The 23,857-nt window shown below is 42.7% G+C and carries 25 protein-coding genes and 1 pseudogene; 17 read left to right on the top strand and 9 right to left on the bottom strand.

Features of this window, described 5'->3' with window-relative positions; genetic code table 11:
* Position 1 precedes the first annotated feature (1 nt).
* Positions 2 to 787 carry an ABC transporter permease gene (locus VP98_RS08250; protein ID WP_046174913.1) on the top strand — a complete coding sequence of 262 codons (786 nt, stop codon included), beginning with the start codon at positions 2 to 4 and terminating at the stop codon, positions 785 to 787.
* A 216-nt stretch (positions 788 to 1,003) separates the two neighbouring features.
* Here VP98_RS08250 and VP98_RS08245 read toward each other — a convergent pair.
* Both VP98_RS08245 and lexA read right to left on the bottom strand, forming a co-directional pair.
* Positions 1,004 to 1,765: pseudogene (locus VP98_RS08245) on the bottom strand (SDR family NAD(P)-dependent oxidoreductase).
* 340 nt (positions 1,766 to 2,105) lie between these two features.
* Positions 2,106 to 2,723 carry a transcriptional repressor LexA gene (gene lexA, locus VP98_RS08240; RefSeq protein ID WP_046174912.1) on the bottom strand — a complete coding sequence of 206 codons (618 nt, stop codon included), beginning with the start codon at positions 2,721 to 2,723 and terminating at the stop codon, positions 2,106 to 2,108.
* A 156-nt stretch (positions 2,724 to 2,879) separates the two neighbouring features.
* Here lexA and yneA point away from each other — a divergent pair, with 156 nt between their 5' ends.
* The 5 genes from yneA to VP98_RS08215 all read left to right on the top strand — a co-directional run bounded on the left by yneA (position 2,880) and on the right by VP98_RS08215 (position 6,650).
* Entirely contained in the window at positions 2,880 to 3,191 is a 312-nt protein-coding gene (gene yneA / locus VP98_RS08235) for a cell division suppressor protein YneA (RefSeq protein ID WP_052712190.1), read from the top strand.
* Positions 3,192 to 3,197: 6 nt separating this feature from the next.
* Positions 3,198 to 3,854: a YneB family resolvase-like protein gene (locus tag VP98_RS08230; RefSeq protein WP_046174911.1), complete on the top strand. Its 657-nt coding sequence runs from the start codon at positions 3,198 to 3,200 to the stop codon at positions 3,852 to 3,854.
* 71 nt (positions 3,855 to 3,925) lie between these two features.
* Positions 3,926 to 4,159 (top strand): DUF896 domain-containing protein, encoded by a 234-nt coding sequence (locus VP98_RS08225; protein WP_046174910.1) that lies wholly within the window; start codon positions 3,926 to 3,928, stop codon positions 4,157 to 4,159.
* Between the two features lie 120 nt (positions 4,160 to 4,279).
* The gene (gene tkt / locus VP98_RS08220; protein ID WP_046174909.1) at positions 4,280 to 6,301 is read left to right on the top strand and encodes a transketolase; all 2,022 of its coding nucleotides are present in this window, start codon (positions 4,280 to 4,282) and stop codon (positions 6,299 to 6,301) included.
* Positions 6,302 to 6,434: 133 nt separating this feature from the next.
* Positions 6,435 to 6,650, top strand: coding sequence for a YneF family protein (locus tag VP98_RS08215; RefSeq protein ID WP_046174908.1), 216 nt, complete (start codon positions 6,435 to 6,437; stop codon positions 6,648 to 6,650).
* A gap of 350 nt (positions 6,651 to 7,000) precedes the next feature.
* Here the strand turns inward: VP98_RS08215 and VP98_RS08210 are convergent, their stop codons facing one another.
* On the bottom strand, positions 7,001 to 7,207 hold the full coding sequence (locus tag VP98_RS08210) for a hypothetical protein (RefSeq protein ID WP_046174907.1): 207 nt from the start codon (positions 7,205 to 7,207) through the stop codon (positions 7,001 to 7,003).
* Positions 7,201 to 7,398, bottom strand: a complete 198-nt coding sequence (locus VP98_RS19435; RefSeq protein WP_046174906.1) for an S-layer homology domain-containing protein — start codon at positions 7,396 to 7,398, stop codon at positions 7,201 to 7,203. The genes VP98_RS08210 and VP98_RS19435 overlap by 7 nt, the downstream gene beginning before the upstream one ends.
* Before the next feature lie 349 nt (positions 7,399 to 7,747).
* On the opposite strand from VP98_RS19435, the gene VP98_RS08200 reads away from it, so the two are divergent.
* Positions 7,748 to 8,272, top strand: a complete 525-nt coding sequence (locus VP98_RS08200) for a hypothetical protein (RefSeq protein WP_046174905.1) — start codon at positions 7,748 to 7,750, stop codon at positions 8,270 to 8,272.
* A gap of 26 nt (positions 8,273 to 8,298) precedes the next feature.
* On the opposite strand, the gene VP98_RS08195 is transcribed toward VP98_RS08200, so the two are convergent.
* Entirely contained in the window at positions 8,299 to 8,478 is a 180-nt protein-coding gene (locus VP98_RS08195) for an aspartyl-phosphate phosphatase Spo0E family protein (RefSeq protein ID WP_046174904.1), read from the bottom strand.
* Positions 8,479 to 8,650: 172 nt separating this feature from the next.
* Here VP98_RS08195 and VP98_RS08190 point away from each other — a divergent pair, with 172 nt between their 5' ends.
* Both VP98_RS08190 and VP98_RS08185 read left to right on the top strand, forming a co-directional pair.
* Complete coding sequence (locus VP98_RS08190; protein ID WP_046174903.1) at positions 8,651 to 9,367, top strand: cytochrome c biogenesis CcdA family protein; 717 nt, start codon at positions 8,651 to 8,653, stop codon at positions 9,365 to 9,367.
* 32 nt (positions 9,368 to 9,399) lie between these two features.
* Positions 9,400 to 9,894, top strand: coding sequence for a CcdC family protein (locus VP98_RS08185; protein WP_407919215.1), 495 nt, complete (start codon positions 9,400 to 9,402; stop codon positions 9,892 to 9,894).
* Between the two features lie 22 nt (positions 9,895 to 9,916).
* On the opposite strand, the gene VP98_RS08180 is transcribed toward VP98_RS08185, so the two are convergent.
* Positions 9,917 to 10,342, bottom strand: coding sequence for a DUF2621 domain-containing protein (locus VP98_RS08180; RefSeq protein WP_046174901.1), 426 nt, complete (start codon positions 10,340 to 10,342; stop codon positions 9,917 to 9,919).
* A 129-nt stretch (positions 10,343 to 10,471) separates the two neighbouring features.
* Between VP98_RS08180 and VP98_RS08175 the strand changes: the two genes are divergently transcribed.
* From VP98_RS08175 to VP98_RS08155, 5 genes are all read left to right on the top strand, one after another.
* A complete protein-coding gene (locus VP98_RS08175; protein WP_046174900.1) occupies positions 10,472 to 11,590 on the top strand; it encodes an exonuclease SbcCD subunit D in 1,119 nt (372 codons plus the stop codon).
* On the top strand, positions 11,587 to 14,694 hold the full coding sequence (locus VP98_RS08170; RefSeq protein WP_046174899.1) for an SbcC/MukB-like Walker B domain-containing protein: 3,108 nt from the start codon (positions 11,587 to 11,589) through the stop codon (positions 14,692 to 14,694). Before VP98_RS08175 ends, VP98_RS08170 begins: the two co-directional genes overlap by 4 nt.
* 103 nt (positions 14,695 to 14,797) lie before the next feature.
* Positions 14,798 to 15,379, top strand: coding sequence for an SCO family protein (locus VP98_RS08165; protein ID WP_046174898.1), 582 nt, complete (start codon positions 14,798 to 14,800; stop codon positions 15,377 to 15,379).
* A 169-nt stretch (positions 15,380 to 15,548) separates the two neighbouring features.
* Positions 15,549 to 15,728: a hypothetical protein gene (locus VP98_RS08160; protein ID WP_046174897.1), complete on the top strand. Its 180-nt coding sequence runs from the start codon at positions 15,549 to 15,551 to the stop codon at positions 15,726 to 15,728.
* A 189-nt stretch (positions 15,729 to 15,917) separates the two neighbouring features.
* Entirely contained in the window at positions 15,918 to 17,144 is a 1,227-nt protein-coding gene (locus VP98_RS08155) for a PucR family transcriptional regulator (RefSeq protein WP_046174896.1), read from the top strand.
* A gap of 11 nt (positions 17,145 to 17,155) precedes the next feature.
* Here VP98_RS08155 and VP98_RS08150 read toward each other — a convergent pair whose 3' ends face one another.
* From VP98_RS08150 to VP98_RS08140, 3 genes are read right to left on the bottom strand one after another with little or no spacing between them, the layout of a single operon-like run.
* Positions 17,156 to 17,866, bottom strand: a complete 711-nt coding sequence (locus VP98_RS08150; protein WP_231584147.1) for a L,D-transpeptidase family protein — start codon at positions 17,864 to 17,866, stop codon at positions 17,156 to 17,158.
* Between the two features lie 60 nt (positions 17,867 to 17,926).
* On the bottom strand, positions 17,927 to 19,450 hold the full coding sequence (locus tag VP98_RS08145; RefSeq protein ID WP_046174895.1) for a solute symporter family protein: 1,524 nt from the start codon (positions 19,448 to 19,450) through the stop codon (positions 17,927 to 17,929).
* On the bottom strand, positions 19,447 to 19,800 hold the full coding sequence (locus tag VP98_RS08140; RefSeq protein ID WP_046174894.1) for a DUF485 domain-containing protein: 354 nt from the start codon (positions 19,798 to 19,800) through the stop codon (positions 19,447 to 19,449). The genes VP98_RS08145 and VP98_RS08140 overlap by 4 nt, the downstream gene beginning before the upstream one ends.
* Before the next feature lie 219 nt (positions 19,801 to 20,019).
* Between VP98_RS08140 and VP98_RS08135 the strand changes: the two genes are divergently transcribed.
* The 3 genes from VP98_RS08135 (at position 20,020) to VP98_RS08125 (ending at position 23,852) form a co-directional block, all read left to right on the top strand.
* Positions 20,020 to 21,522: a hypothetical protein gene (locus tag VP98_RS08135; RefSeq protein ID WP_046174893.1), complete on the top strand. Its 1,503-nt coding sequence runs from the start codon at positions 20,020 to 20,022 to the stop codon at positions 21,520 to 21,522.
* A 106-nt stretch (positions 21,523 to 21,628) separates the two neighbouring features.
* Positions 21,629 to 23,140, top strand: a complete 1,512-nt coding sequence (locus tag VP98_RS08130) for a glycine betaine uptake BCCT transporter (RefSeq protein WP_046174892.1) — start codon at positions 21,629 to 21,631, stop codon at positions 23,138 to 23,140.
* A 112-nt stretch (positions 23,141 to 23,252) separates the two neighbouring features.
* The gene (locus VP98_RS08125; RefSeq protein WP_052712189.1) at positions 23,253 to 23,852 is read left to right on the top strand and encodes a lytic transglycosylase domain-containing protein; all 600 of its coding nucleotides are present in this window, start codon (positions 23,253 to 23,255) and stop codon (positions 23,850 to 23,852) included.
* Positions 23,853 to 23,857: the final 5 nt, after the last annotated feature.

Below are 23,857 nucleotides of genomic sequence, written 5' to 3'. Positions count from 1 at the left end.
CATGAAATATACACAGCTTTTTTTCCAATATGCGGCACAATATATGAAAACACGGCTCACCTACCGAACCGATATGGTGGTGGAAATCGTATCCGATTTACTGTCACAGGCCGTTAATTTTATTTTTATTTTGCTGGTCTTTGGCCATACATCAATGATCAGCGGCTGGTCACGTGAGGAAATTATTTTTATTTATGGATTTTTTCTTGTGCCATTTGCCATATTTGGTGCTTTTTTTAACATTTGGGATTTTAATGAGCGCTACATTGTCAAAGGAGAAATGGACCGGATTTTGACCCGTCCAATCCACAGCCTTTTTCAAATTGTGCTGGAACGGATGGAGCTCGAGTCACTTTTTGGTGTCATAACGGGGATTGCCGTTATGTTTTATGCAGGAAGCCGTCTTGATTTGACAATAGCCTGGTATGATCCATTTGTTTTTGTGCTTCTTGTGCTGGGCGGCACACTCGTTTATGCTTCCATATTTATTTTAATTGCCAGTATCAGTTTTTGGTCGGACAGCCCGACCAGTATTATGCCGATGATGTATAACATAGGGAACTACGGCCGTTATCCCGTTAATATATATAATAGTATTATCCGCTTTCTACTTACGTGGATTCTGCCCTTTGCATTTGTTGGTGTTTATCCGGCTGCGTATTTTCTAGGCCGTGAAAACTGGTATTTATATGCTTTTTTAACGCCGGTTATCGGCCTCGTTTTTTTTCTGTTTTCTATCTTTATGTGGAATGCAGGCGTCACCAAATACCGGGGAGCCGGCAATTAACATAAAAATCCAGTACACTTTCGCACTGTCTTCAGGCTGGTGACAAACGCTTGCCTTTGGCGTCACTTGCCGGCTGGGAATGCTCCAGAACCCCGAAAGGTCACTCCACCGCTTCCCAGCCGGCCGCGTTCCTGGAAGAATAAACGTTTTCAATCCGTCTGCTTTCTAAATTTGTTTACACTTTCAAGCCAGTTCGTTTTCGAACTGGCTTTTTATTTATGATTGAGTGATCGACTTTACGGCTTTTGCCACCGTACTTCGCGGCAGCAGTTTTGCAGCCAGTGCACCTGCTTTGTTTTTGCTGCCGGTGATAATAACACGCTTTCCTTGCAACAGTCCATCGATTGCTTCCTGTGCAACTTGTGCTGCCGGCATAGCCTGGCTGAACATTTTGGTTTTTTCAACACTGGCAACTGTGCCGAAATTTGTTTTGGTCGCTCCCGGACAGAGAGCCGTTACTGTAACATTGGTAGTTGCCAGCTCTTCTGCCAGTGCTTCAGAAAACGAAAGAACGAAAGCCTTTGACGCAAAATAAACAGCCATCATCGGGCCAGGCTGAAAAGCCGCTGTGCTTGCGACATTTAAAATCCGGCCGGAATTCCGCTCAAGCATGCCGGGAAGGAAAAGATGTGTTAGTTCTGTTAAAGCCATTATGTTCAGCTACATCATTTCTGTCTGCTTTTCCAGGCTTAAATCCGCAAATGACCCAGACAGCCCGAAGCCTGCGTTATTGATCAGAACATCTATTTGAATGCCGGCCCGCTTCACTTCTTCTGCCAGCTCTTTTGCCGCTCCAGGTTTGCTTAAATCTTTTTTGATTATTTTAATTTCGGTATTTGGATATAAATCCGCAAAAGCTTCTAATTTGTTTTCACTGCGGGCTGTAATAACAAGGTTATATTCAGCTTCGGCGAAAATTTTTGAAAATTCAAGACCCAGCCCGCTTGAGGCCCCGGTAATTAAAACAGTCCTGCTCATTTTTCTCAGCTCCTTATTTCGGATACTATAACAATAAAAGATCAGGGAGAATTTTGCAAAGCAGAGAGGACTTATCTTTACAGTTTTAAAGCAGAGAAAATAAGGTTGACAGTTATTAAAGAAAAGTGTATTATTTAATTTATGCGATGAGCTCGTTTGCGTAAGACGATCAGGCACTTCTTTTTAAGAAACATGTTGTGGAGCATGGCTTGAACGCCGCAAATTTCGAGAAACACCCTGCCTCAAGGCAGGGTGTTTTTTATATTATCGAAAAAATCCCCTAATAAAATTAGGGGATTTTTTTCATGTTGCACAGATTGCTTACATAGGATGAACAAGCTTAGTGAACTTCCCGGTATACTCCAATGACTTTTCCCAGAATGGTTACGGTAGGAAGCAAGATCGGCTCCATAGAAGAGTTTTCAGGCTGAAGGCGGATGTGATCGGCTTCTTTATAAAACCTTTTTACCGTTGCTTCATCGTCTTCTGTCATCGCAACAACAATGTCACCGTTTTTGGCTGTTTGCTGCTGTTTTACAACAACATAGTCACCGTTTAAGATACCCGCTTCGCGCATGCTTTCTCCAACAATCTCAAGCATAAATACATGTTCGTCAGGCGGGACAAGCCGCTCAGGCAAAGGGAAATATTCTTCCACATTTTCAATAGCTGTAATCGGCAGGCCGGCGGTTACTTTCCCAACGACCGGTACGTTGACAGGATGCTGTTTCGGCACGGAGCTGTCGGTATCTAAAATTTCAATGGCGCGCGGCTTGGTGGGATCCCGGCGGATATAATTTTTTGCTTCAAGACGGGCAAGGTGGCCATGGACCGTTGAGCTTGAAGCGAGGCCGACTGCTTCGCCAATTTCCCGTACAGATGGGGGATAGCCTTTACGGCGAACTTCATCCTTGATGAAATCGAGAATGTCCTGCTGGCGCTTTGATAACTTAGTCAATGTTTTTACACCTCTCTTAGTTAATATTTACGTACAGTATAACATGTGTTCTAATATTTAACAAACGTAAGTTCGAATTTTCTCTTGACTGAAACAATCGTTCGCCTTACAATGAAATTATATCACGAACGAGTATTCGAGGAAAGGGTGTTCTTAGTGAAGAAAGCAAAAAACTATTCATTTATGTTACTACTGGCGGCAATGATGGCATCTGCTGCTTTGTATTTTAGTTTTTCAGGCCCAAGCGAGACTGTTTATCAGTCTATAAAAGTAGGGAAAGGCGATTCACTATGGAGTTTAGCGGAGGAATACCGGGAAATGCACAAAATGGATCAAATTGACTTTATAAAATGGGTTCAAGAAGAAAATGGATTGATTACAACAAAAATTGTGCCGGGTGAGGAATTAACTATTCCAGTACCCGCGGGAAACTTTAAAAACGAGCTTCAACTGGCAGATGGGAAATGATGAAGAATGAAAAAAGCAGTTATTTATTGCCGCGTCAGCACGGAAAAAGAAACTCAGGAATCTTCTCTTGAACGCCAGGAAGAAGAACTCCTGGCTCTTTCCCGTTTAAAAGGCTTTGAAGCAGTCCGCGTGATCCGTGACAGGGCAAGCGGCTATGAGCTGAACCGTCCCGGTATGCTTGAAATGCTCGACCTGATCAAAATGGAAAAGATAGAAGCTGTTTTGATTCAGGATGAAACGCGGATTGGGCGGGGAAACGCTAAAATTGCCCTTATCCACTGCTTATATAAAGAAGATGTTTCTGTTTTTAGCATAGCGGATGACGGAGAGCTGCGGTTATCTGAATCTGACTCAATGGTGTTACAGATTGTCAGCATGGTGGAGGAATATCAGCGTAAAATACATAATTTAAAAATTAAGCGTGGAATGAAGAGAGCTGTTGAAAAAGGCTACCGCCCAGAAGAAAATTTAAAAAATAGAGGCAACGATAACGGCCGGAGCCGGAAAGAAGTGCCAATTGCTGAAATCATCCGCCTTCGTGAAAACGGTTTAACCTATGAAGAAATAACCGCTACTCTTCGGGGGTTCGGCTATAAAATCTCCCGTGCGACTGTTCACCGGCGTTACATAGAATTTATTGAAAATAATACCGACAGCCTTTAAGCTTTTTTCTTGTCAGTTTCGCGTCATTTTTGTACGATAGCGATAACGGAGTCGGGAAAGGAGCGGCAGGTATGTTATCATCTGAAAAAATTGCCAGGATAAATGAGCTGGCAAAAAAAGCAAAGCAGTCCTCATTATCGGATGAGGAATTGCAAGAGCAGACGGCACTTCGCCAGGAATATTTAAGCGTATTTCGCGCTTCAATGCGTGACACTGTTGAACATGTCCGTGTGTTTGATCCGAATGGAAAGGAAGTAACACCGAAAAAGGTACGAGATATCCAAAAGCGCAGAAAGATGAATTAATGATTTAAAAGAGACAGCTAAAGCTGTCTCTTTTTTCATATTGTTCAGTATTTTTGTTGTATATTCTGCCAAAGACCTTTAATATAGAGGGGTAAATCCCCTTTTGAAAGGATGAATCTCATGTTTGACAAAACAGACCAGCTTGCGGTAACGACAATCCGCACGCTATCCATCGATGCAATTGAAAAAGCGAATTCCGGCCATCCGGGTTTGCCAATGGGTGCTGCTCCAATGGCGTATGCACTCTGGACAAAAGTAATGAATCACAATCCGAAAAATCCGCAATGGTTTAACCGGGATCGATTCGTACTTTCAGCCGGTCACGGTTCCATGCTTTTATACAGCCTGCTTCATCTTGCCGGCTATGATCTTTCGCTTGATGAAATTAAAAACTTCCGCCAATGGGGAAGCAAAACACCAGGCCATCCAGAATACAAGCATACAGATGGCGTAGAAGCAACAACGGGTCCGCTTGGCCAGGGAATTGCAATGGCCGTTGGAATGGCAATGGCAGAGCGTCACCTGGCAGCCGTTTACAACAAAGATGGACATGAGGTCGTTGGCCATCATACATACGCATTATGCGGTGATGGCGATTTAATGGAAGGTGTAGCATCCGAAGCAGCATCGCTTGCAGCACACTTGAAATTAAACCGTCTCGTTGTTCTTTACGATTCCAATGACATTTCGTTGGATGGAGAACTTGATAAATCGTTTTCTGAAAGTGTAGAAGGCCGCTTTAAAGCATACGGCTGGAACTATATTCGTGTAGAAGACGGCAATGACCTGGATGAAGTAGTAAAAGCGCTTGAGTCTGCTAAGCAGCACGAAGATGCTCCAACTATTATCGAAGTAAAAACGGTAATTGGATACGGCTCTCCAAATAAGTCAGGTAAATCTGCTTCCCACGGTGCACCGCTTGGTGAAGATGAAATGAAACTGACAAAAGAGTATTACAAATGGACATTTGAGCAGGACTTCCATGTGCCAGACGAGGTATACAGCCGTTTTGAAGAAGCTGCAGTGAACCGCGGGGCTGAAGCACAGGCAGAGTGGGACAAATTATTTGCTTCTTATCAAGAAAATTATCCCGAACTGGCAGATCAGCTTCAAAAAGCAATTAACGGTGAGTTGCCGGATGAGTGGGAAAAATCACTTCCAGTTTATGAAGAAGGAACATCCAATGCGACACGCAACACATCCGGTGAAGCATTAAATGCCATTGCTAAAGCAGTGCCGACATTTATTGGCGGATCTGCAGATTTAGCAGGCTCAAACAAAACCACTATTAAGGATTCCGGAGATTTTATGCCGGCGGGCTACGGCTCTCCTAACAGCTATGAAGGCCGTAACATCTGGTTTGGTGTCCGCGAATTTGCAATGGGCGCTGCTATGAATGGAATGGCACTGCATGGTGGGCTGCAGGTATTTGGCGGAACGTTCTTTGTATTCTCTGATTACCTGCGTCCGGCGATTCGTCTGGCTGCATTAATGGGTCTTCCGGTTACGTATGTGTTTACGCATGACAGTATTGCTGTAGGAGAAGATGGACCAACACATGAGCCGGTAGAACAGCTTTCCGCGTTTCGTGGCATGCCGAACCTATCTGTGATCCGTCCGGCTGACGGAAATGAAACAGCAGCAGCCTGGAAATTGGCGCTCACAAGCAAGTCGACACCGACTGCCCTTGTTTTGACTCGTCAAAACTTGCCGGTTCTTCCAGGATCAAAAGAAAAAGCGCATGAAGGTGTAGAAAAAGGTGCTTATACGGTAGTAAAAGCAGAAAAAACACCGGATGTTCTTCTTCTGGCAACAGGTTCAGAGGTAGGCCTTGCCGTAGAAGCGCAAAAAGTTCTTCAGGGGGAAGGCATTCATGCAAATGTTATCAGCATGCCGTCTTTTGACCGTTTTGAACAGCAGGATGCAGCTTACAAAGAGTCAGTTATCCCGAAATCAGTGAAAAAACGTCTTGGCATCGAAGTCGGCTCTTCATTCGGCTGGCATAAATATACAGGAGATGAAGGAGACATTTTGGCAATTGATCAATTTGGTGCCTCTGCCCCTGGTGATATTGTTATGAAAGAATACGGCTTTACAGTCGAAAATGTGGTAGCACGCGTTAAAGCACTTTTAGAAAGATAATAAAAGGCCGGTCCGGAACCTCGGTTCCGGACTTTTTTTCGCCATAGCTCCGCAAAAATTTACAGCCGCTTATTGTATAATCGCCAATGGTTTAGTACACTTTGAATAGATGACTTGAAGGAGGAACACGTTTATGTTTTGGTATGTGCTTACGGCTGTCCTGGCACTCGCTGCCGGTATCGCTATTGGTTTTTTCATCGCACGCCGTTACATGATGGATTATCTAAAGAAAAATCCGCCGATTAACGAGCAAATGCTGCGCATGATGATGATGCAAATGGGCATGAAGCCGTCGCAGAAGAAAATTAATCAAATGATGGCTCAAATGAATAAAATGGATAAGAAGTAAAACTGCTTGTATCAAAGGTATGGCCAGATTTCCAGGACTCATCTATGCATTGATAATGCGATGAAAAGGAAATAATTAATCCATCTTATTTTATTGAAAGATAATGATTAATTTATCATACAGACCACTTCAACCACCATTTTTCCGTGTAAGCTTAACGGAAAGGGTGGTTTTTGTGTTTTTAGAAGCTGCTCTTAAAGAAAATGATCATGTTCCGTCCGAAAATATAAATGTGCCCATTATTGTTTGAATGAAATCTGTAAAGGAAATATAGAGTTCTATATGAAACGGTGCTCAAGCGGTTGACAAACGCACGCTTTCGGTCCCCTTGAGCTATACTCCCGGTGCTTTTAATTTAAAAACCCGCCGGGCATTTCAACAGCGGGTTTAAGTGAGTCTATTTTTTGATTTGGCTGAATAGAAAGATTGGACTTTTCAAGTCTGTCATGCAGCCGGCCATATGCTTTTGCTTCAGCAGTTTCCCGATAATCTGGTTTATAAGGATGTCCGGCTAGATTTTGATAGCAGTAATAGTAGCTGCCGTGTTTTTTCACCAAATTGCAAGGGACTCTTTATGGTAATCCCATTTTAAAGCAGGAACGATACGGATACCGTTTGCAAAGCCATTAATAATTTTTTGGCCGAATAAATATGTAATTTCATCCTTTGCCCAGTGTGATTTGGAAACATCATTAAATGAGGCAAAAGCAAAACTGGAGGTGAAAAAGAAGAAACAGCAAACTAACAAGAAACTACAATTTTTTTCATCAAAGATATCTACTCTTTGGAATATATCCTCTATTCATTACTTTATTTTAATAAATTATCCAAAATTATTACAAAAGTGATATTTTTTTGATTCAAAAGTCCTAGTCAATGTAATCTGTTTGTGGAAACGGATAAGTAATTCATTGCCAATTTCCTAATAATTACAGTGTGCGAACGGTGTTCATCCGTAAAAGAAAAAAGTAAGTGAAAAGCTAAACAAAAAGTCATGAATCGTTTTTCTTTTGAAAACGGTTTTTTTTATTTTTTTAAGAGTAATTGATGAAGATTGGGGTACATATAACTATAAGACAAAAAGGGGGACAAGCAGCATGAAAAAACAGTTATTGTCTTTATTAATTATTCCACTCATGTTAGCAGGCGCAGGCTTACCAGCATCGGCAATTGAAACAGAAGAGGAGTTAACAGGCACGCCATACGAAATGCTAGAAAAAGAAGGTATTTCTTTAAAGCATTATATTGTTACATATAAATCTAAACAAATTGAAAATGGATATTATCAAGCTACAGCCAGTAATGGAGAAACCATTCGATTTACATCGGCGGATGTAGAAATTGAACTATCAGTAGGTGACCGCATCCGTACATACTGGGAGGATGGCGGTTTCAATATTGCTGAATATGTAAAGCCGGAAAAAGTGGGCTATACTGTAAAACGCGTTTGGTATGAGCACGGCCAAATGTATATATCAGGAACAAGTTCCAAGTCAGGGGATATTATATTTACGAGTGATAATGTATATGGAGATGAACTTCTTCCTGGTGATAAAGTAACAGCTGAATTTGACCAGATGTTTATTGAAAATGGGCTGATCGGCGTTTATAAGAATAAATAAAAAAGCTGTCCAAACGGACAGCTTTTTTATTTTATATGTACTTCTTTTAAGTTTTGAATGTGGAGTTCATCATATAAATTTAACAGCCGGTCAAGCTCCTGGCTGTGCTCAATTGCAAGAGAGGATGTGAGCCCGTTTTTAAAAGCAACGTTAAGTAATTCAGTCCGCTTCACTTCAATTTTGTCAAGCAGCGACTCTTTGTTCACGGAGGACCATCCTTTCCATTGATTAGTAAAGTTTTACACTATCTAGTATACCCAATCATTTACTTATTTTCAAAAAAATTTGTCGTTTCTTTTCCTTTTTTCTGTTCACACATATGTAAACATCCAAAGTGATTGGTTTCTGTTACAATAAGAGGGAAAGGATGTTGAAGTCATGGCTGGTTTAACCGATTTAAATATTTTTCTGGCATTTGGTGCTGGGTTTTTGAGCTTTATTTCGCCCTGCTGCCTGCCTTTGTATCCTGCTTTTTTATCATATATAACAGGCATGAGTGTAAACGAGCTGAAAAATGATAATGCCATGCTGCAAAAACGCAGTATGCTGCATACTTTTTTCTTTCTTCTTGGCTTTTCACTCGTCTTTCTTTTACTTGGTTTTGGATCATCGTTTATTGGCCAGCTTTTAAAGGAATGGGATGATCTCATTCGCCAGCTCGGCGCAATTTTTATTATCTTTTTCGGACTGATCGTGACAGGTATTTTGCAGCCAAAATTTATGATGTCTGAAAAGCGGGTTGAATTTAAAAACCGGCCGGTTGGGTACGCCGGGTCCGTATTGATCGGGCTGGCGTTCGGTGCTGGATGGACGCCATGTACGGGACCTATTTTGCTTGCGGTGATTTACATGGCTGGCACAAATCCCGATTCTGCCATGCTTTACATGATGGCGTATGTACTTGGCTTCGCGGTTCCGTTTTTTGTGCTGTCCTTCTTTATTGGGCGGATGAAATGGATTCGGACGCATAGTGCCAGGATTGTAAATATCGGCGGGTATGTTATGATAGGAATGGGCATTATCTTATTTTTCGACTGGATGACCAAAATCATCATGATTTTAACACCGCTATTCGGCGGGTTTACAGGTTTTTAATCTGCACTAAAGGAATGATCGATATGGATTGGATGGTTGCGGCATCATCACTTGCAGCTGTTATGATGGGGATTGGCGCTTTATTTATTCGGATGAGAGCTGCCAAAAAACCGGCTTCTGCTAAAAAAATTATTATGCCGCCGCTTTTTATGAGCACAGGGGCGCTTATGTTTTTATTTCCAATGTTTCGGGTAACCGGTCTTGAATTACTGGAAGCAGCGGCCGTAGGGTGTGTGTTTTCCATTTTGCTTATTAAAACGTCAAACTTTGAGATACGTGGACAGGATATTTATTTAAAAAGATCAAAAGCGTTTCCGGTTATTTTGATGACGCTGCTTGTTGTCCGAATCGTCGGAAAGCTTGTTTTAGCTACGGCGATTGATATAGGAGAGCTTGGCGGCATGTTTTTTATTCTCGCTTTTTCGATGATTCTTCCATGGCGTATCGCCATGTATAAAAAATATATCTTGCTGAAACGCCAGCTTTCGGGCCGTTCGATTGCTATAACTGAAAAAACAGCCTTTTAAATGAAGGCTGTTTTTTTCTGCATTAAAATAAGTGAAGATAAGGTGTCACATCAATCTTCATTTCATCAAGTTTTTTTCGTAAAAATTTATGGTCTCTCTTAGGCGTTGCGATAATATAGCCGCGGATAATGAGATCAGTAGAAATAAAGCGGGCTTTTTCCTGCAGAGCCAGCTCGCCGATTTTGCCGGCGATTTTCTGGCGGGCCACATCACGAAACAATTCTGGAACCGGGCTCACCAATTCTTCTAACATCTCTTTTTCTTCAGATCCCCATAGCTTTCTTGTTTGATTTACATAATATTCTTCCCAATCCATATCAGAACGGCCGTCTTGTTTGGGCATTTTTTTTAAAAACTTCCGGAACATAAAAAAACCGCCAATTGCAAACAGGCCCACAAGAATAAATGTCCAGGCAACGATAAAATAAGAAAACCAGCCTTCAAGCATGCTGAAACCTCCGTTATGATTTCTTCTATCTTTTTATTATAGCAAACTGTAAACCTCTTGTTGATTCTTTTCAAGATTTGATTCATCTGATATGATCGGAACATACATACGTATTGGGAGGAAAGTAAAATGAAATTTATCCATACGGCTGACTGGCATCTCGGCAAGATCGTTCATGGGATTTCAATGATTGACGACCAGCGTTTTATTTTGCAGGAGCTGGTTCAGTTAATTGAGGTGGAACAGCCAGATGCACTGGTTATAGCTGGTGACTTATACGACCGTTCGGTTCCGCCTGCTTCAGCTGTAAACCTGCTTAATGAAACGCTTTTTAAAATCAACGTGGAGCTGAATGTTCCGGTTGTAGCTATTTCAGGCAATCATGACAGCGCGGACCGCCTGGCATTTGGTGCAACCTGGTTTCGCCAAAACCGTTTTTATCTTGCCGGAAAAATGGAACAGGAAATGTTCTGTCCGGTTATCGAGGGTGTTCATTTCCACTGCCTTCCTTATGCAGAACCCGGAGTAATCCGGCATTTGTTTAAAGATGACTCGGTGAATACGCATCATGATGCCATGAAAGCTGTTATAAGCCGGCTGAGTGAAAAGATGGACCCGGATGCGGTCCATGTTGCGGTCGGGCACGCGTTTGTGGCAGGAGGCCAGACAAGTGACTCGGAACGAGTTTTATCGGTTGGGGGAACAGGAAATGTGGGAGCTGAACTGTTTTCTCCGTTTCACTATACAGCTCTCGGGCATTTGCACAATCCCAGGGCCATTCAGCATGCTTCTGTTAAATACGCAGGGTCTCTTCTTAAATATTCATTTTCAGAAGCTGCGCATACAAAAAGTGTGGCAATCGTGGAGATTGATGAAAATAAATGCGTATCCGTTACGAATAAAGCATTAAAGCCTGTACGGGATATGAAGGTGATGACTGGCTTTTTTGATGAGTTGATGGAAGCTGAAGCCTCTGAGGATTATATAAAAGTGCTTTTAAAAGATGAGGGTGCCTTGATCGATCCGATGGCAAAGCTTAGACGGAAATTTCCCAATATCCTTCACCTTGAGAAATTGACAGCTGCTCCTTCTTCTTTTGAATTTGCTTCTTCAACAAAAAAAAAGCAAAATAACCTGGAGCTTTTCAAGGAGTTTTATGAGGCCATGACCGGGCTTGCTTTTTCAGAAGAAAAAAAAGCCTATATAGCATCTGTTTTAGAAGAAGCAAAAAGGGAGGAGCGATCATGAAGCCGATTACTTTAACCATAACAGCCTTTGGTCCATATGCGGGCCGACAGGTGATTGACTTTTCACAGCTTGAAAATCGAAAAATGTTTGTTATTTCAGGCAAAACGGGAGCGGGAAAAACAACAATTTTTGATGCCCTTAGTTTTGCAATGTACGGAAAACCAAGCGGAGACCAGCGGAGCGCTTCGGAAATGAGAAGCCAGTTTGCCGATCCAAAACAGCCTACAGAAGTTTCTCTTTTATTCCAGCTGAAAGGGCGGACGTTTTTTATTCGGCGGTCGCCTCAGCAGGAAAAGCCCAAAGCAAGAGGCGGCGGCATGACGACAGTAGGAGCGGCAGCGGAGCTGTATGAAAAAAAAGCGGATGGCAGCGACGAGCTGCTTGCGGCAAATGTCCGGGATACCGATGAAAAAGTGAACGAGTTGATTGGGCTCGAAGCGAATCAATTCAGGCAAATTTTAATGATTCCGCAGGGGGAATTTCAAAAACTGTTAATCTCCGGAAGCCAGGAAAAAGAAAAGATTTTACAAAAGCTGTTTCAAACCTCCTTTTATAAACGAGTGGAAGACGTGTTAAAGGAAAGAGCTGATGCGCTGAAGAAAAAAGCAGGAAAAGCGGCAGGCCAGCAGGCCGCACTTTTAAAAAGCCTGCCGGCGTATTCGTTAGAAATGCGGCAGCTGCTTGAGGAGGAAGAGGTTCAAAAGGAAGCCATTTTCAAGCAGCTTGATCTTGATCTTTTGGAAATGAATAAACAGCACAAAGCTCTTCAGCAGGAGATAGATGAGACGAGCCGCCGCCGAGATTTCCTGCTCGGTGAGCGGGAACGAGGCATAGCAAGAAATGCTCAATTTGACCGCCTGGAAAACGCTATTCGAAATAAAAATCAGCTTGATGAACGAAAAGAAGAGATAGAAAGAAAAGAGTCGCAGATAAACTGGGCTGTAAAAGCGGAAAAGATCGTTTCATATGAAATGCTTGAAAAGAATGCCGGCCAAACAGCCCATACTGCTATAGAACGTAAGGATGAAGCAGAAAAAGCAATGCAGGAAGCCGCCCGGATTCACGAAAAAGCAGAAAGCCAGTTTAAAAAACAGCAGGATTTACAGCCAGTTCGTAATGAATCAGCAAAGCAGCTGCAAAAGCTGCAATCAATGGAAGAATCCGTGAAGATTTATCAAAAAACAGCGGATGAAGTAAAAGCAGCGGAAGAGCGACTCACAAAAATAAAGCAGGAAGGCCTGGTCCTGCTCAAAAAAGATCAAGAATCGCTGAATAGTGAACAGGAAGTAGAGCAGGCACTGATTTCTCTGCAGACTTCCAGAGAAAAGTATTTAGAAGCGGGCTACTTGATTGAAAAATTAAAAGCATTGCTGGACCAATTTCAAGAGCTTTCTGCAGCCCGGCGTGTATTGAAAGAGCAGGAGGAAAAAGAAAAAGCGGCCCGGCTTCAAGCCGAAAAAACAGCTGAATATGCTGCTAATTCACGAAAACAGTTGCAGCGCCTTCGGGATGAATGGAGCAGAGGGCAGGCTGCGGTGCTAGCCGGCCAGCTGAAAGAAGGAGAAGCCTGTTCTGTCTGTGGGGCTCTTCACCATCCAAATCCCGCTGCAGCAGAGGCTTCTTATGTATCAGAACGGGAATTGGAAGAAGCGGAAAAACAGGCCGGCCGTTATAATGAAGAAAATAAACAGGCAGAGCAGAACTGGATGGAAGTCCGTTTTGCAATGAAAAACACACAGGAAAACGTTGCGAATTCAGAAAAAAAACTGCAGAAAGATTTTCAAGTGGAGGAAACAGAAGCTCGTTTAAAGCAGGCTGACCGTAACTATCAGAAGGCAAAGCAGGACATGGAGAGAAAGGCGAAGCTGGAACAGGAGCTTCTCCGGGTTAAACAGCTGAGAAAACAGTCGGCAGAAAAGCTGGAAGAAAATAAAACAGCTGAAATAAGTGAAAATACAAATCTAATCGAGAAGAAAAGTTTGCTGCATCAGCTCGAGCAGGCTGTACCCGAACCGATGCGGGAGCACAGCTATTTTCAAGCAGAGCTCAGTCGGCTGAAAAAAGAAACAGAGCTTATGCAGAAGCAGTTCGAGCAGGCAGCGGAAAAAGCCCAAAAATCAACTATCTCCTGGAAGGAAGCCCAGTCGGTTTTCAAAGAGCGCCAGCAGTCACAAAAAGAAGCGGAAGCTGCCTGGCAGGAAGCAAATGCTGTATTTCTTCAAGCATGTAAAGAAGCCGGGTTTGAGTCAATGGAATGCTACCAAACCGCCAGGCAGCTGGCTCAGTCGCTTGCTGATCTAAAAGGAGAAGTAAAGCAATATGAACAAAGCCAGCGGGAGCTTTTCCTGCTGATAACAGAGCTTAAAGACGCTTTAAAAGGATCTGTCCGTGCAGATATTGTGAAATTTGAAGAAGACATTGAGTTATTGAATCCAACGCTTGCCCATTTGACGGCCCAGTCTGCTTCTATTACGGCACAAATAAAAGACTCGATCCGAATTCAGGAGTCAATTAAAAAAATAGCGGGCCAAATAGCAGAAGCTGAAGAAGCATACCGCCTGGCCGGTCATTTATATGAAGTAACACATGGGAAAAATGAATTGAAAGTAACATTTGAACGCTATGTGCTCGCTTCTTTTCTGGAAGATATTCTTGCTTCAGCTAATACAAGGCTGACACGAATGACAAATGGGCGGTTTCAGCTTCAGCGCCTGAAGGAACGATCGAAAGGAAATGCACAAAGTGGACTGGATCTGCTGGCTTTTGATCAATATACAGGCGCCAGCCGGCATGTAAAAACGCTGTCGGGGGGAGAGACCTTTAAAGCTGCTCTGGCATTAGCGCTTGGACTCGCAGAAGTGGTTCAAAACTATGCAGGAGGTGTCTCTCTGGAAACGATGTTTGTAGATGAAGGCTTCGGTACGCTTGATCCAGAGTCGCTTGACCAGGCGGTTGAAACACTGATGGATATTCAAGCAGATGGCCGTCTGGTTGGAATTATTTCACATGTGCCGGAGCTGAAAGAAAGAATTGATGCCCGCCTTGAAGTAGGACAGTCTGATACCGGAAGCAAAGCGAAATTTGTTTTTACAGGGGAAGGATGAAAACGTTCATAAATTATTCAAGATAGATGAAAGAAGAGCATTGAGAAGCAGGAGCGTTTCCTCTACCATAAAAGATATAAAAGCTGTTTGGAGGGAATTTTTTTTGAGACTATTACGAGCTTTGACCATTGCGGTCGCTGCCCTTTTCTTGTTATCCGCGTGCAGCAGTGACTTTGAAGGAAATATGGATGTAAAAGTGCAGGACTTTACGAATACAAATCAAAACGGCGAAAAAGTCGGCCTGGCTGACCTGAAAGGAAAAGTGTGGCTTGCGGACTTTATCTTTACAAATTGTACAACCGTTTGTCCGCCCATGACCCGAAACATGAGCGAGGTGCAGGATCTGTTAAATGAAGAGGGAGTGGAAAACTATGAAATTGTTTCGTTTAGCATCGATCCCTCACGCGATACCCCTGAAGCATTGAAGCAATATATCTCCCACTATGAAGCAGACGAAACGAACTGGCAGCTGTTAACAGGCTATACAGAAGAGTATATTCGTACTTTTGCAGAAGAAAGCTTCCAGGCAGTAGCTGTAGCTGAACCAAATACAGACCAGTTTGTACATGGAACCTATTTTTACTTAATTAATCAAGAAGGGACCGTTGTCAAAAGCTATTCAGGAAATGGGGATGTCCCGTATGATGAAATTGTTCAAGATGTAAAACAATTATCAAAACAATAAACTAAAAAGACTCCGGCCGGAAAACCGGAGTCTTTTTTTAAAAAAACATTTATTTATCAGAAATTTATGAATAATTATATTATTTTTATTGCAAAATAATGGTTTAATGTGTAAAATAATCATACAGATGTATATATCTGCGTACTTTTATTTAAAGGGGGGAATAAACGTGAATTATGGATTGTATAAGTATGGTTCAACAAGCCGTGTTAAATGTGAGTGCGGATGGGAAGGGCAACGGGCGGAACTCCGAAGCGCCATGATTGTTCTGGAACAAACGAAGTGCGGATCCATTTTTGATGCAGAAGACGTCTATATTTGCCCTGAATGCGGTTCAAGAAAATATTAATACATCCTCAACCTTAATGAGTAACCCTTCTATTTGATCTTTCTTTCGAAATGTCCCTTCATCTTTAAAAGCCAAGTGCCGCAGTAAAAAAGCGGGTTCCTTATAATGGAGCCCGCTTTTCCTAATTTTTTTTACAACCAGCCAGCCGGCGATTATAATAAGTATAGCCTATTGCACCGGAGGAACACTATGTCAAATGATAAAACCCACTATTTTGCCCATGAATATGAATCAATTGAAATGCTGGCAGACCGAATTAGCGAAGCTCTTCTTTGCCCGATTACAATTGAAGATGCCAATCATCAAATTATAGCTTACAGCCGCCATGAAGGAGAAATTGACCCGGTCCGAATTGCCACTATTATGAGAAGGCGCGTTCCGGAACACGTCATCAACAGCTTATGGAAAAGCGGTGCGATTCCGACTCTTTTTGAAACAGATGAGCCGGTAACGATTCCGGCCATTGATCAAGTAGCTCTTGGCGAGCGTGTAGCGATTTCCGTTCGAAAACAGGACAAGGTAATCGGGTTTATTTGGGCGCAGTCAGGCGGCCATTTTTCAAAAAAACAGATGGATATTTTAAAAGAGGCAGCAGAAGCAGTGAAAAATCAGCTGCTTCAGCATGAAAAAAGAAAACGTGCTGCTGAAGAAAGTCATCAAGAGTTTTTCTGGAAATTGTTAACCGGCCATTTTACGAGCCGGAATGAAATCGAGCAGGCGAATAAAACGTATGGCCTGTCATTGACCGGAAGCTTACTGGTGATTCTTTTTGATTTTGGCCAGCCGATTAATCGAACGCTTGAACGGCAAATTGACTATTTAGTTGAAACACTTCAACAGCTGTCTTGTATTGCCCGCACCTATGATGATGGCCAGCTCGTTATGCTGATTCGTTTAAAAGAAGAAAATAACCTGGATGCAGTCAGCAGTTACATTGACAATTTTATCGCTAAATCCGCAGAACGGCTTGGAATCTCACCAGCAGGAGCGGCAGGGGCTGCTATTCAAAACCCCTTGCACGTACAAGACAGTTATCAGGAAGCGGTCCGTGTTTTTAGAATGAAGCAGTTATTTACAACGATTACGCTGCCGCATTGCTTCGATAAACTTGGGATTTTTCAATCGATTGAACAATTTCGCACGATTCGGCTGGGAAAAAGAAATGCCGTTATTGACACACTTGCCGAATATGATCAGGCGCATAATGCCAATATGCTGGAGTCGCTTTATATGTTTTTAGCTTATGACGGAAATATAAATGAAGCAGCACGTGTCATGCATGTGCACCCAAATACGCTTTCATACAGGCTTAAGCGCATCAGTGAAATTACCGGGTTTAACAGCAAAGATATGAATGAAAAAACCATTTTGTATATCGATTTGTTAATCCGGCATATGGATCATTCTCTTTTATAAGAAATAGCTGATCAGCGTCCTGGCTTACTTAAATCAGATTGGATCGAGCTGGGTGTGCCAATAATAATTTTAGGGGATTTGGCAGGATCAATCCATTTCATCAGAGAAATTAAATTAGACTCGTTCAATGCAAGGCAGCCGGCTGTCGGGGTAGTGCTTTTGCGCCAGCGATGAATAAAAATAGCGCTCCCGGCTTTTTTTACAATTGGATTTTCATTGTAGCGGATGACAATGGCGTGTTTGTATAATTCATGATTCAGGCGTTCAAACGATTTCCAGCGCAATGACGGGTTGCCGCGGTAGTAAATCCATTTGTTGTAGTCAACCGAAGAAGGATCATCAACCCAGTAATGAAACCGGTTTGTAATTGTATAATCCGTTTTGACACCAGATGGCTTTTGAGCATAGCCAAACATTCGTCCAAGAGCATATCTACCTGTCGGTGTCGCGCCGTCGCCTTCTTTCTTGTGGAAGGAAAGACCGCTTTTGCCGGTTACGGCGGGATAGGTGCTTTTTAACTTCCAGCTGTTTCCGCTTTTTTCATAAAGGCGCATGACGGCTTTGGTAGACTTTGTGCTTCCTTCAGCGATAATTACCTGCCTGCTGTCCTTAACATGTAAAAGTGCAGCCGTATAGGGATCTCTTGCTGCTTCAGAGGAAGCCGGTAAAACAGCGGCAGCCGCCAAAAGAAAGCATAAACCCGCTGCTAGAACTTTTCGCATAGGAAAACCTCCTTTTTTCTCATTAAAAAAGCAGACGGACCATTCCGTCTGCTCCTTGTATTATTTTAACCCGGTATTGGCTTTTACTGCCACCTCTGCATATTTGCGTGCGTCTGCTTTTTCTGAAAGGACCGATCCGATATAACCTGCAATGAAGCCGGCTGGAACTGAAATGATGGCAGGGTTGGTTAATGGGAACAGCGCTGTTCCCGTTAAAATAGCCGTACCTTCAGGACTCCAGATATTTGGGCTTACTGCCACAAGAATAAGAGCTGTAACAAGACCCGTAATCATGGCAGACAATGCGCCGGTTGTGTTAAATCGTTTCCAGTATATTGTGTAAATAATCACTGGCAGGTTGGCGCTTGCCGCAATACAAAATGCAAGCGATACAAGGAAAGCGACATTCATTGACTGTGCGCCCAGGGCCAGAATAATTGAGATAACAGATACGCCGATCGAGGCAAATCGAGCAGCTTTCATTTGTTCCTGTTCTGTTATGTTCCCTTTTTTTATAATTTGTCCGTAAATATCATGAGCAAAAGCAGAAGCTCCTGATAAAACAAGGCCGGCTACAACGGCTAAGATTGTAGCGAAAGCAACAGCTGATACAAAAGACATAAGCAGATCGCCGCCGAGAGCCTGGGCAAGAAGCGGAGCAGCCATGTTTCCAGCTGCATTTGCAGCAATTATTTCATCTGACCCGACAAAAGCAGCTGCGCCAAAACCAAGGAAAATGGTTAATATATAAAAGATTCCGACAATCCAGGTGGCGTACACGACAGAGCTTCGTGCTGTTTTGGCATCTTTTACAGTGAAAAAGCGCATTAAGATATGCGGGAGACCGGCTGTTCCAAAAACAAGCGCGATCATCATAGAAATTGTATCAATTCCATTGGTATACTTAACGCCGGGATTTAAAAATGCTTCCCCCGCAGGAGTGACTGTTTTCATGTCGCTGAACATTTTAAAAATACTAAAATCAAACTTCAACAAAACAAGGAAGGAAATAAGAATGGTTCCAATCATTAATAAAATAGCTTTAATAATTTGAACCCAGCTTGTTGCAGCCATTCCGCCCCATAAAACATAAGTAGTCATCATAATTCCCACCAGCAAAACGGCAATCCAGTAATCAATGCCGAGTAAAAGCTGAATAAGTGCTCCAGCCCCGACAAGCTGGGCAATCATGTAAAATAACACAATTGTTAATGTGCTGACCGCTGCTGCTCCACGAACTTTTTGCTGGTTGAATCGTGCGGTAATCATATCAGCAAGCGTGTATTTTCCTAAATTTCGAAGCGGCTCTGCAACGATATATAACACAACGAGGTAAGCAACAAGATAGCCAATGCTGTAGAAAAAGCCATCAAATCCATTTAGTGCAATAGCCCCGGCAATTCCCAGGAAAGAAGCAGCAGATAAATAATCGCCTGCGATGGCGATTCCATTTTGCCAGCCAGTCAGCCCGCCGCCGGCTGTATAAAACTCACTGGCTGAATTTGTCCGCTTTGAGGCCAAATATGTAACAAATAAAGTCAGGCCAACAATAGCAACAAAAAATAAAAGTCCAATAACACTCATGTGCGTTCACGCCCCTCCAGCTTGTTATGGCGGCGTAGAACTTCATCCGCCTCTGAGTCGAATCCATTTGCTTTTTTTACATAAATCATGCAAAGCGTCCACGTCATAACAAATTGAGCCAGGGCAAGTATCCACACCCAGGTGATATCGCCGATAGCCGGCTTATTTAATACAGTAGAAAAAGAAGTTAAAACCGGCAGTGAAAAATAAAATAATAAGAAAAATACCGTAACAGGAAGCAAAAACTTGTTTTTTCTTTTAACCAGTGACTTGAACTCCGGACTATCCGCAATTGTTTCATAGTCGTGCTTTTTTTGCGGCTGCCCCATACGTTCTACTTTCTGCTCCATAGTAGCCCTCCCCCAGGCTGTATTCAATTCTGTAATCGCTTACAATTCAGAATTGTATCTTTATTCTAAAAAAATAGTGGAATTTGTGCAACTATTTTTGTCAAAAAAGTGAACATTTTAAGTAAAAAAGACTAGTCAGTCAGAAAAATAGCTCTTCATTTTCTTTCCATTCCTTTTCGTGTACAATCATATAAAAGACAGCAAATGGAGCGGATCAACATGACAGATATAAAACCAGTCGGGCTGGCTGCAGCCAATTTAACAGGTATGAGACTTCAAATTGTTCATGCGATTCTTTATTCCATTCAAGCAAAGGAGCTGCTTGCATTAAAAGCAAAAAGCCATTTGTTAAAGGAAGAGGGCAATTCTTATTTTAAGTCCATTGCCGAGGAAGCAAAAAAAAGAAATGAAAGTTCAGAGCAGGCATTGCAGCTTGATGTATTTATTGCTTTGTCCAAATTATTGAAACTGCCGGCTGCGCGCCTGAATGAAAAAGAAAAAGTGACGGCACGTGCAGAGGAAATCGGCAATAAGTGGTTTGATAGAAAAGCAAAAAAAGATAAATCGATCGAGGAGCGCTTTGAAGCATCTTTGCTGACAAACAAGTTAGAATTTATGCTGCATTATGAGTATGTACAGCTGCTGGAACGTTTTTTAAAAAATGAAAAAGTTGATAAAGAAAAAGAACCGCTTCAAGAAAGCATTCGCCACTATTGGGAACAGCTGCCGGCGTATCGGAAGGTACAGATTTTTGAACATTTAAAAATCAGCCGTGAGGCTACATTCGAGGAACTTGTTGCTGAAGCAGGCACCGCTGCGCTTCTATTTGAAATGGGCACGCGCTCAGGCCTTGCTATGTATAGGAATATATTTCCTTCTATTCAGGAGGATATCCCAAAAGGTCTGCCAAAAGAGTTATGGATTCTACATCCGAATGCTGTGTTTACACCGGATGAAGCAATCAAGACATTATTTTTGGGGAACTGGTCGCTGCCTGCGGCCATGCTGCTTTTATATGCACCCGATGAAAGCGTTCAAAAGGCTGACGAATCAATTTTAGCCTCTGAGTGGATGGCAAGGGAGTCTGCGTACCTTCTTTTGCTCAGGCAAATAAATGAGTTGAAAGTAGAGCAGCAGCAAGAAGAAAAACAGATTGCACAGATTAAAAAAGAGCTTGCTTCAGCAGAAAGCGCCGAAGAACGTGCGCGTGCTGTTTATCATAGCTTGCGGGAACGGCTGATTGTACTGCTAAAAACGGACCCTGCCCGCCCGTATCTTGGAGACATTAGTGTAACAAATACACGGTTAAGAGAAAAATTTTTGCGGGTGACAGGAAAAATGGAATCCAATAAGTCCAGGACAGGTGTATTAAAAGCAACCAGTGCCTGGCTTTCAAATGTTTATCTGCAGGCGGAAAAAAACACATTAGAGAAAAAACTTCAGTCATCTTATGAGAAAATGGCCGATGAAGTGATGGAAAAGTACCCTTACTATGAAGCAGATCTGATATCAGAATTAGTAACCGCCCGTGCAAATGCAAATGAGTGGGAGTCCGAATGCAGCAGGCTCCGGAAAAAAGATGCAGAAACGGCAAAATCTTTATCCGAAATAAGAAGTGAAGAACTGAAACTGCGTGAGAAAGCGGCGGAATCCGCTTCCAAAACACCGGGATTAAAACAGATTGGAACAGGAGAAGCCATTGAAAGAAGCCCTATCGCTTGATAGGGCTTCTTTCTTTTGATACGGTATTAAAGGTGTCGTAAAAGAAAAGTGTGGCATTATAACTAATTTTATTTTGCTTGGATGCACAATTTGGAAGGGGAAATGTATGAAGAAGATGTCAAGTGTTTTTTGGTGGACTGCGGCATTAGTCCTGGCTGCCACAGTGTTCGGTGCGGCTGTTCCTGAGTCGTTCGGCGCTATGACTGCAAATATTCAAAGTTTTATTACCTCCTCGTTTGGGTGGTATTATTTAATTTTAGTTTCTGTTGTTGTATTGTTTTGCCTCGTGCTTGTTTTTAGTCCGATCGGACAAATACGGCTCGGGCAGCCGGGGGAGAAACCGGAGTATTCTACAGCTACGTGGTTCGCTATGCTGTTTAGCGCCGGAATGGGAATCGGTCTTGTTTTCTGGGGTGCGGCTGAACCGCTCAGCCATTATGCAATCTCAAGCCCGCTTTCAGAGCCGGGAACAAATGAAGCGCTTCGTGAATCAATGAGATATTCATTTTTTCACTGGGGTCTCCATGCGTGGGCTATTTATGCTGTTGTAGCTTTAGCGCTTGCGTATTCACAATTTAGAAAAGGAGAGCCGGGATTGATCAGCAGAACGCTGAAGCCGGTACTCGGGAAGTATGCAGAAGGATGGGTTGGCACAGTCATTGATGTTATTGCGGTTTTTGCTACAGTTGTGGGGGTAGCGACGACGCTTGGATTTGGCGCGGCGCAAATCAATGGAGGTCTTTCGTATTTGTTCGGGGTACCTGTTTCATTTACTGTACAGCTCGGTATTATTGCTGTGGTTACTGTACTGTTTATCATTTCCGCCCTATCAGGCCTTGGAAAAGGAATTAAGATTTTAAGTAATACCAATATGGTGTTAGCGATTGCCCTGCTTGTTCTAATGTTAATTTTAGGGCCGACTATGTTTATTTTAAATTTGTTTACAGACACAATCGGGGCGTATTTACAAAATATCGCGCGAATGAGCTTTCAAATTGCACCATTAGATGAGGAACATAATACCTGGATCAATGGCTGGACAATCTTCTACTGGGCATGGTGGATTTCCTGGGCGCCATTTGTTGGCGTGTTTATTGCCCGGGTTTCACGAGGCCGCACAGTAAGAGAATTTTTGATCGGTGTGCTGCTGGCTCCATCCGTGGTGAGCTTTTTCTGGTTTGCCGTATTCGGGGCTTCAGCAATGAATCTTCAAATGGAAGGCGCAGCCGACTTAACACAATTTGCTACAGAAGAAGTGCTGTTCGCTGTTTTCAATGAACTCCCATGGTCACAAGTGCTGTCTGTTGTGGCGATTTTGCTTGTATCAACCTTTTTCATTACGTCCGCTGACTCTGCTACGTTTGTTCTTGGCATGCAAACCACATATGGTTCTTTGACACCGCCGAACAACGTAAAAGTTACATGGGGGATTTTTCAATCCCTGATAGCAGTCGTGCTGTTATACAGCGGCGGCTTGCAGGCTCTTCAAAATGCAGCGATTGCCGCAGCTTTTCCATTTTCCATTATTATGATTTTAATGATGGTTTCTCTTTATAAAGCGTTCGCGGTTGAAAGAAAAGAAATGAGAAAAGTAAGTGGACGCCGTCCGCTTACATAATAATCTTAAACACCCTGCCATCATCTGGCAGGTTGTTTATTTTGCTTGAACTTTTGGTCTGTCTTTTCTATGATGAGTTAAGCAAGTGCAATAAAGGAGTTCAATTTATATTATGGCTAAGAAAAGAAGAAAGCTGAAAAAAAGGGCGTATGGCTGTTTAGCAATTCCATTTCTGGCGGCGGCTGTTTTAATTTTGGTTGTTTTTTCGATAACAGATCAAACACCAAAATTCCTGCAGTCTAAAGCGATTCCGGAAGAGTACATTCCTATTTATAAAGCTGCCGCAAAAGAATACGGAATTCAATGGGAGCTGCTTGCAGCCCATCACCGTGTTGAAACAAAGTTTTCAACGATGGATCCAATGGTTTCACCGGCCGGCGCCGAAGGTCCAATGCAGTTTATGCCCTGCACTTTTGTCGGCTGGGAGCATCCGACCTGCAGTGGTCTTGGAGAAGGAAACATTTCAGAAGAAGAAAAAACAGACCCGGCTGTTATCGCAAAGTACGGGGGGTACGGAGTAGATGCAAATGGGGATGGAAAGGCAGACCCTTTTAACGCGGAAGATGCCATTTACAGTGCCGCCTACTATTTAAGTGAAAATGGGGCAGCAGACGGAGATATTGAACGTGCTATCTTTGCCTACAATAAAAGTGATCAGTATGTAGCAGACATTTTGTATTATGTAGATATATATACAAAAAAAGAACAATAAAAAAT

The organism is Domibacillus indicus, from assembly GCF_000970685.1.
GTDB lineage: Bacteria > Bacillota > Bacilli > Bacillales > Domibacillaceae > Domibacillus > Domibacillus indicus.
The sequence above is the reverse complement of the archived record's forward strand: the minus strand, read 5'-3'. Positions and strand labels throughout refer to the sequence as shown.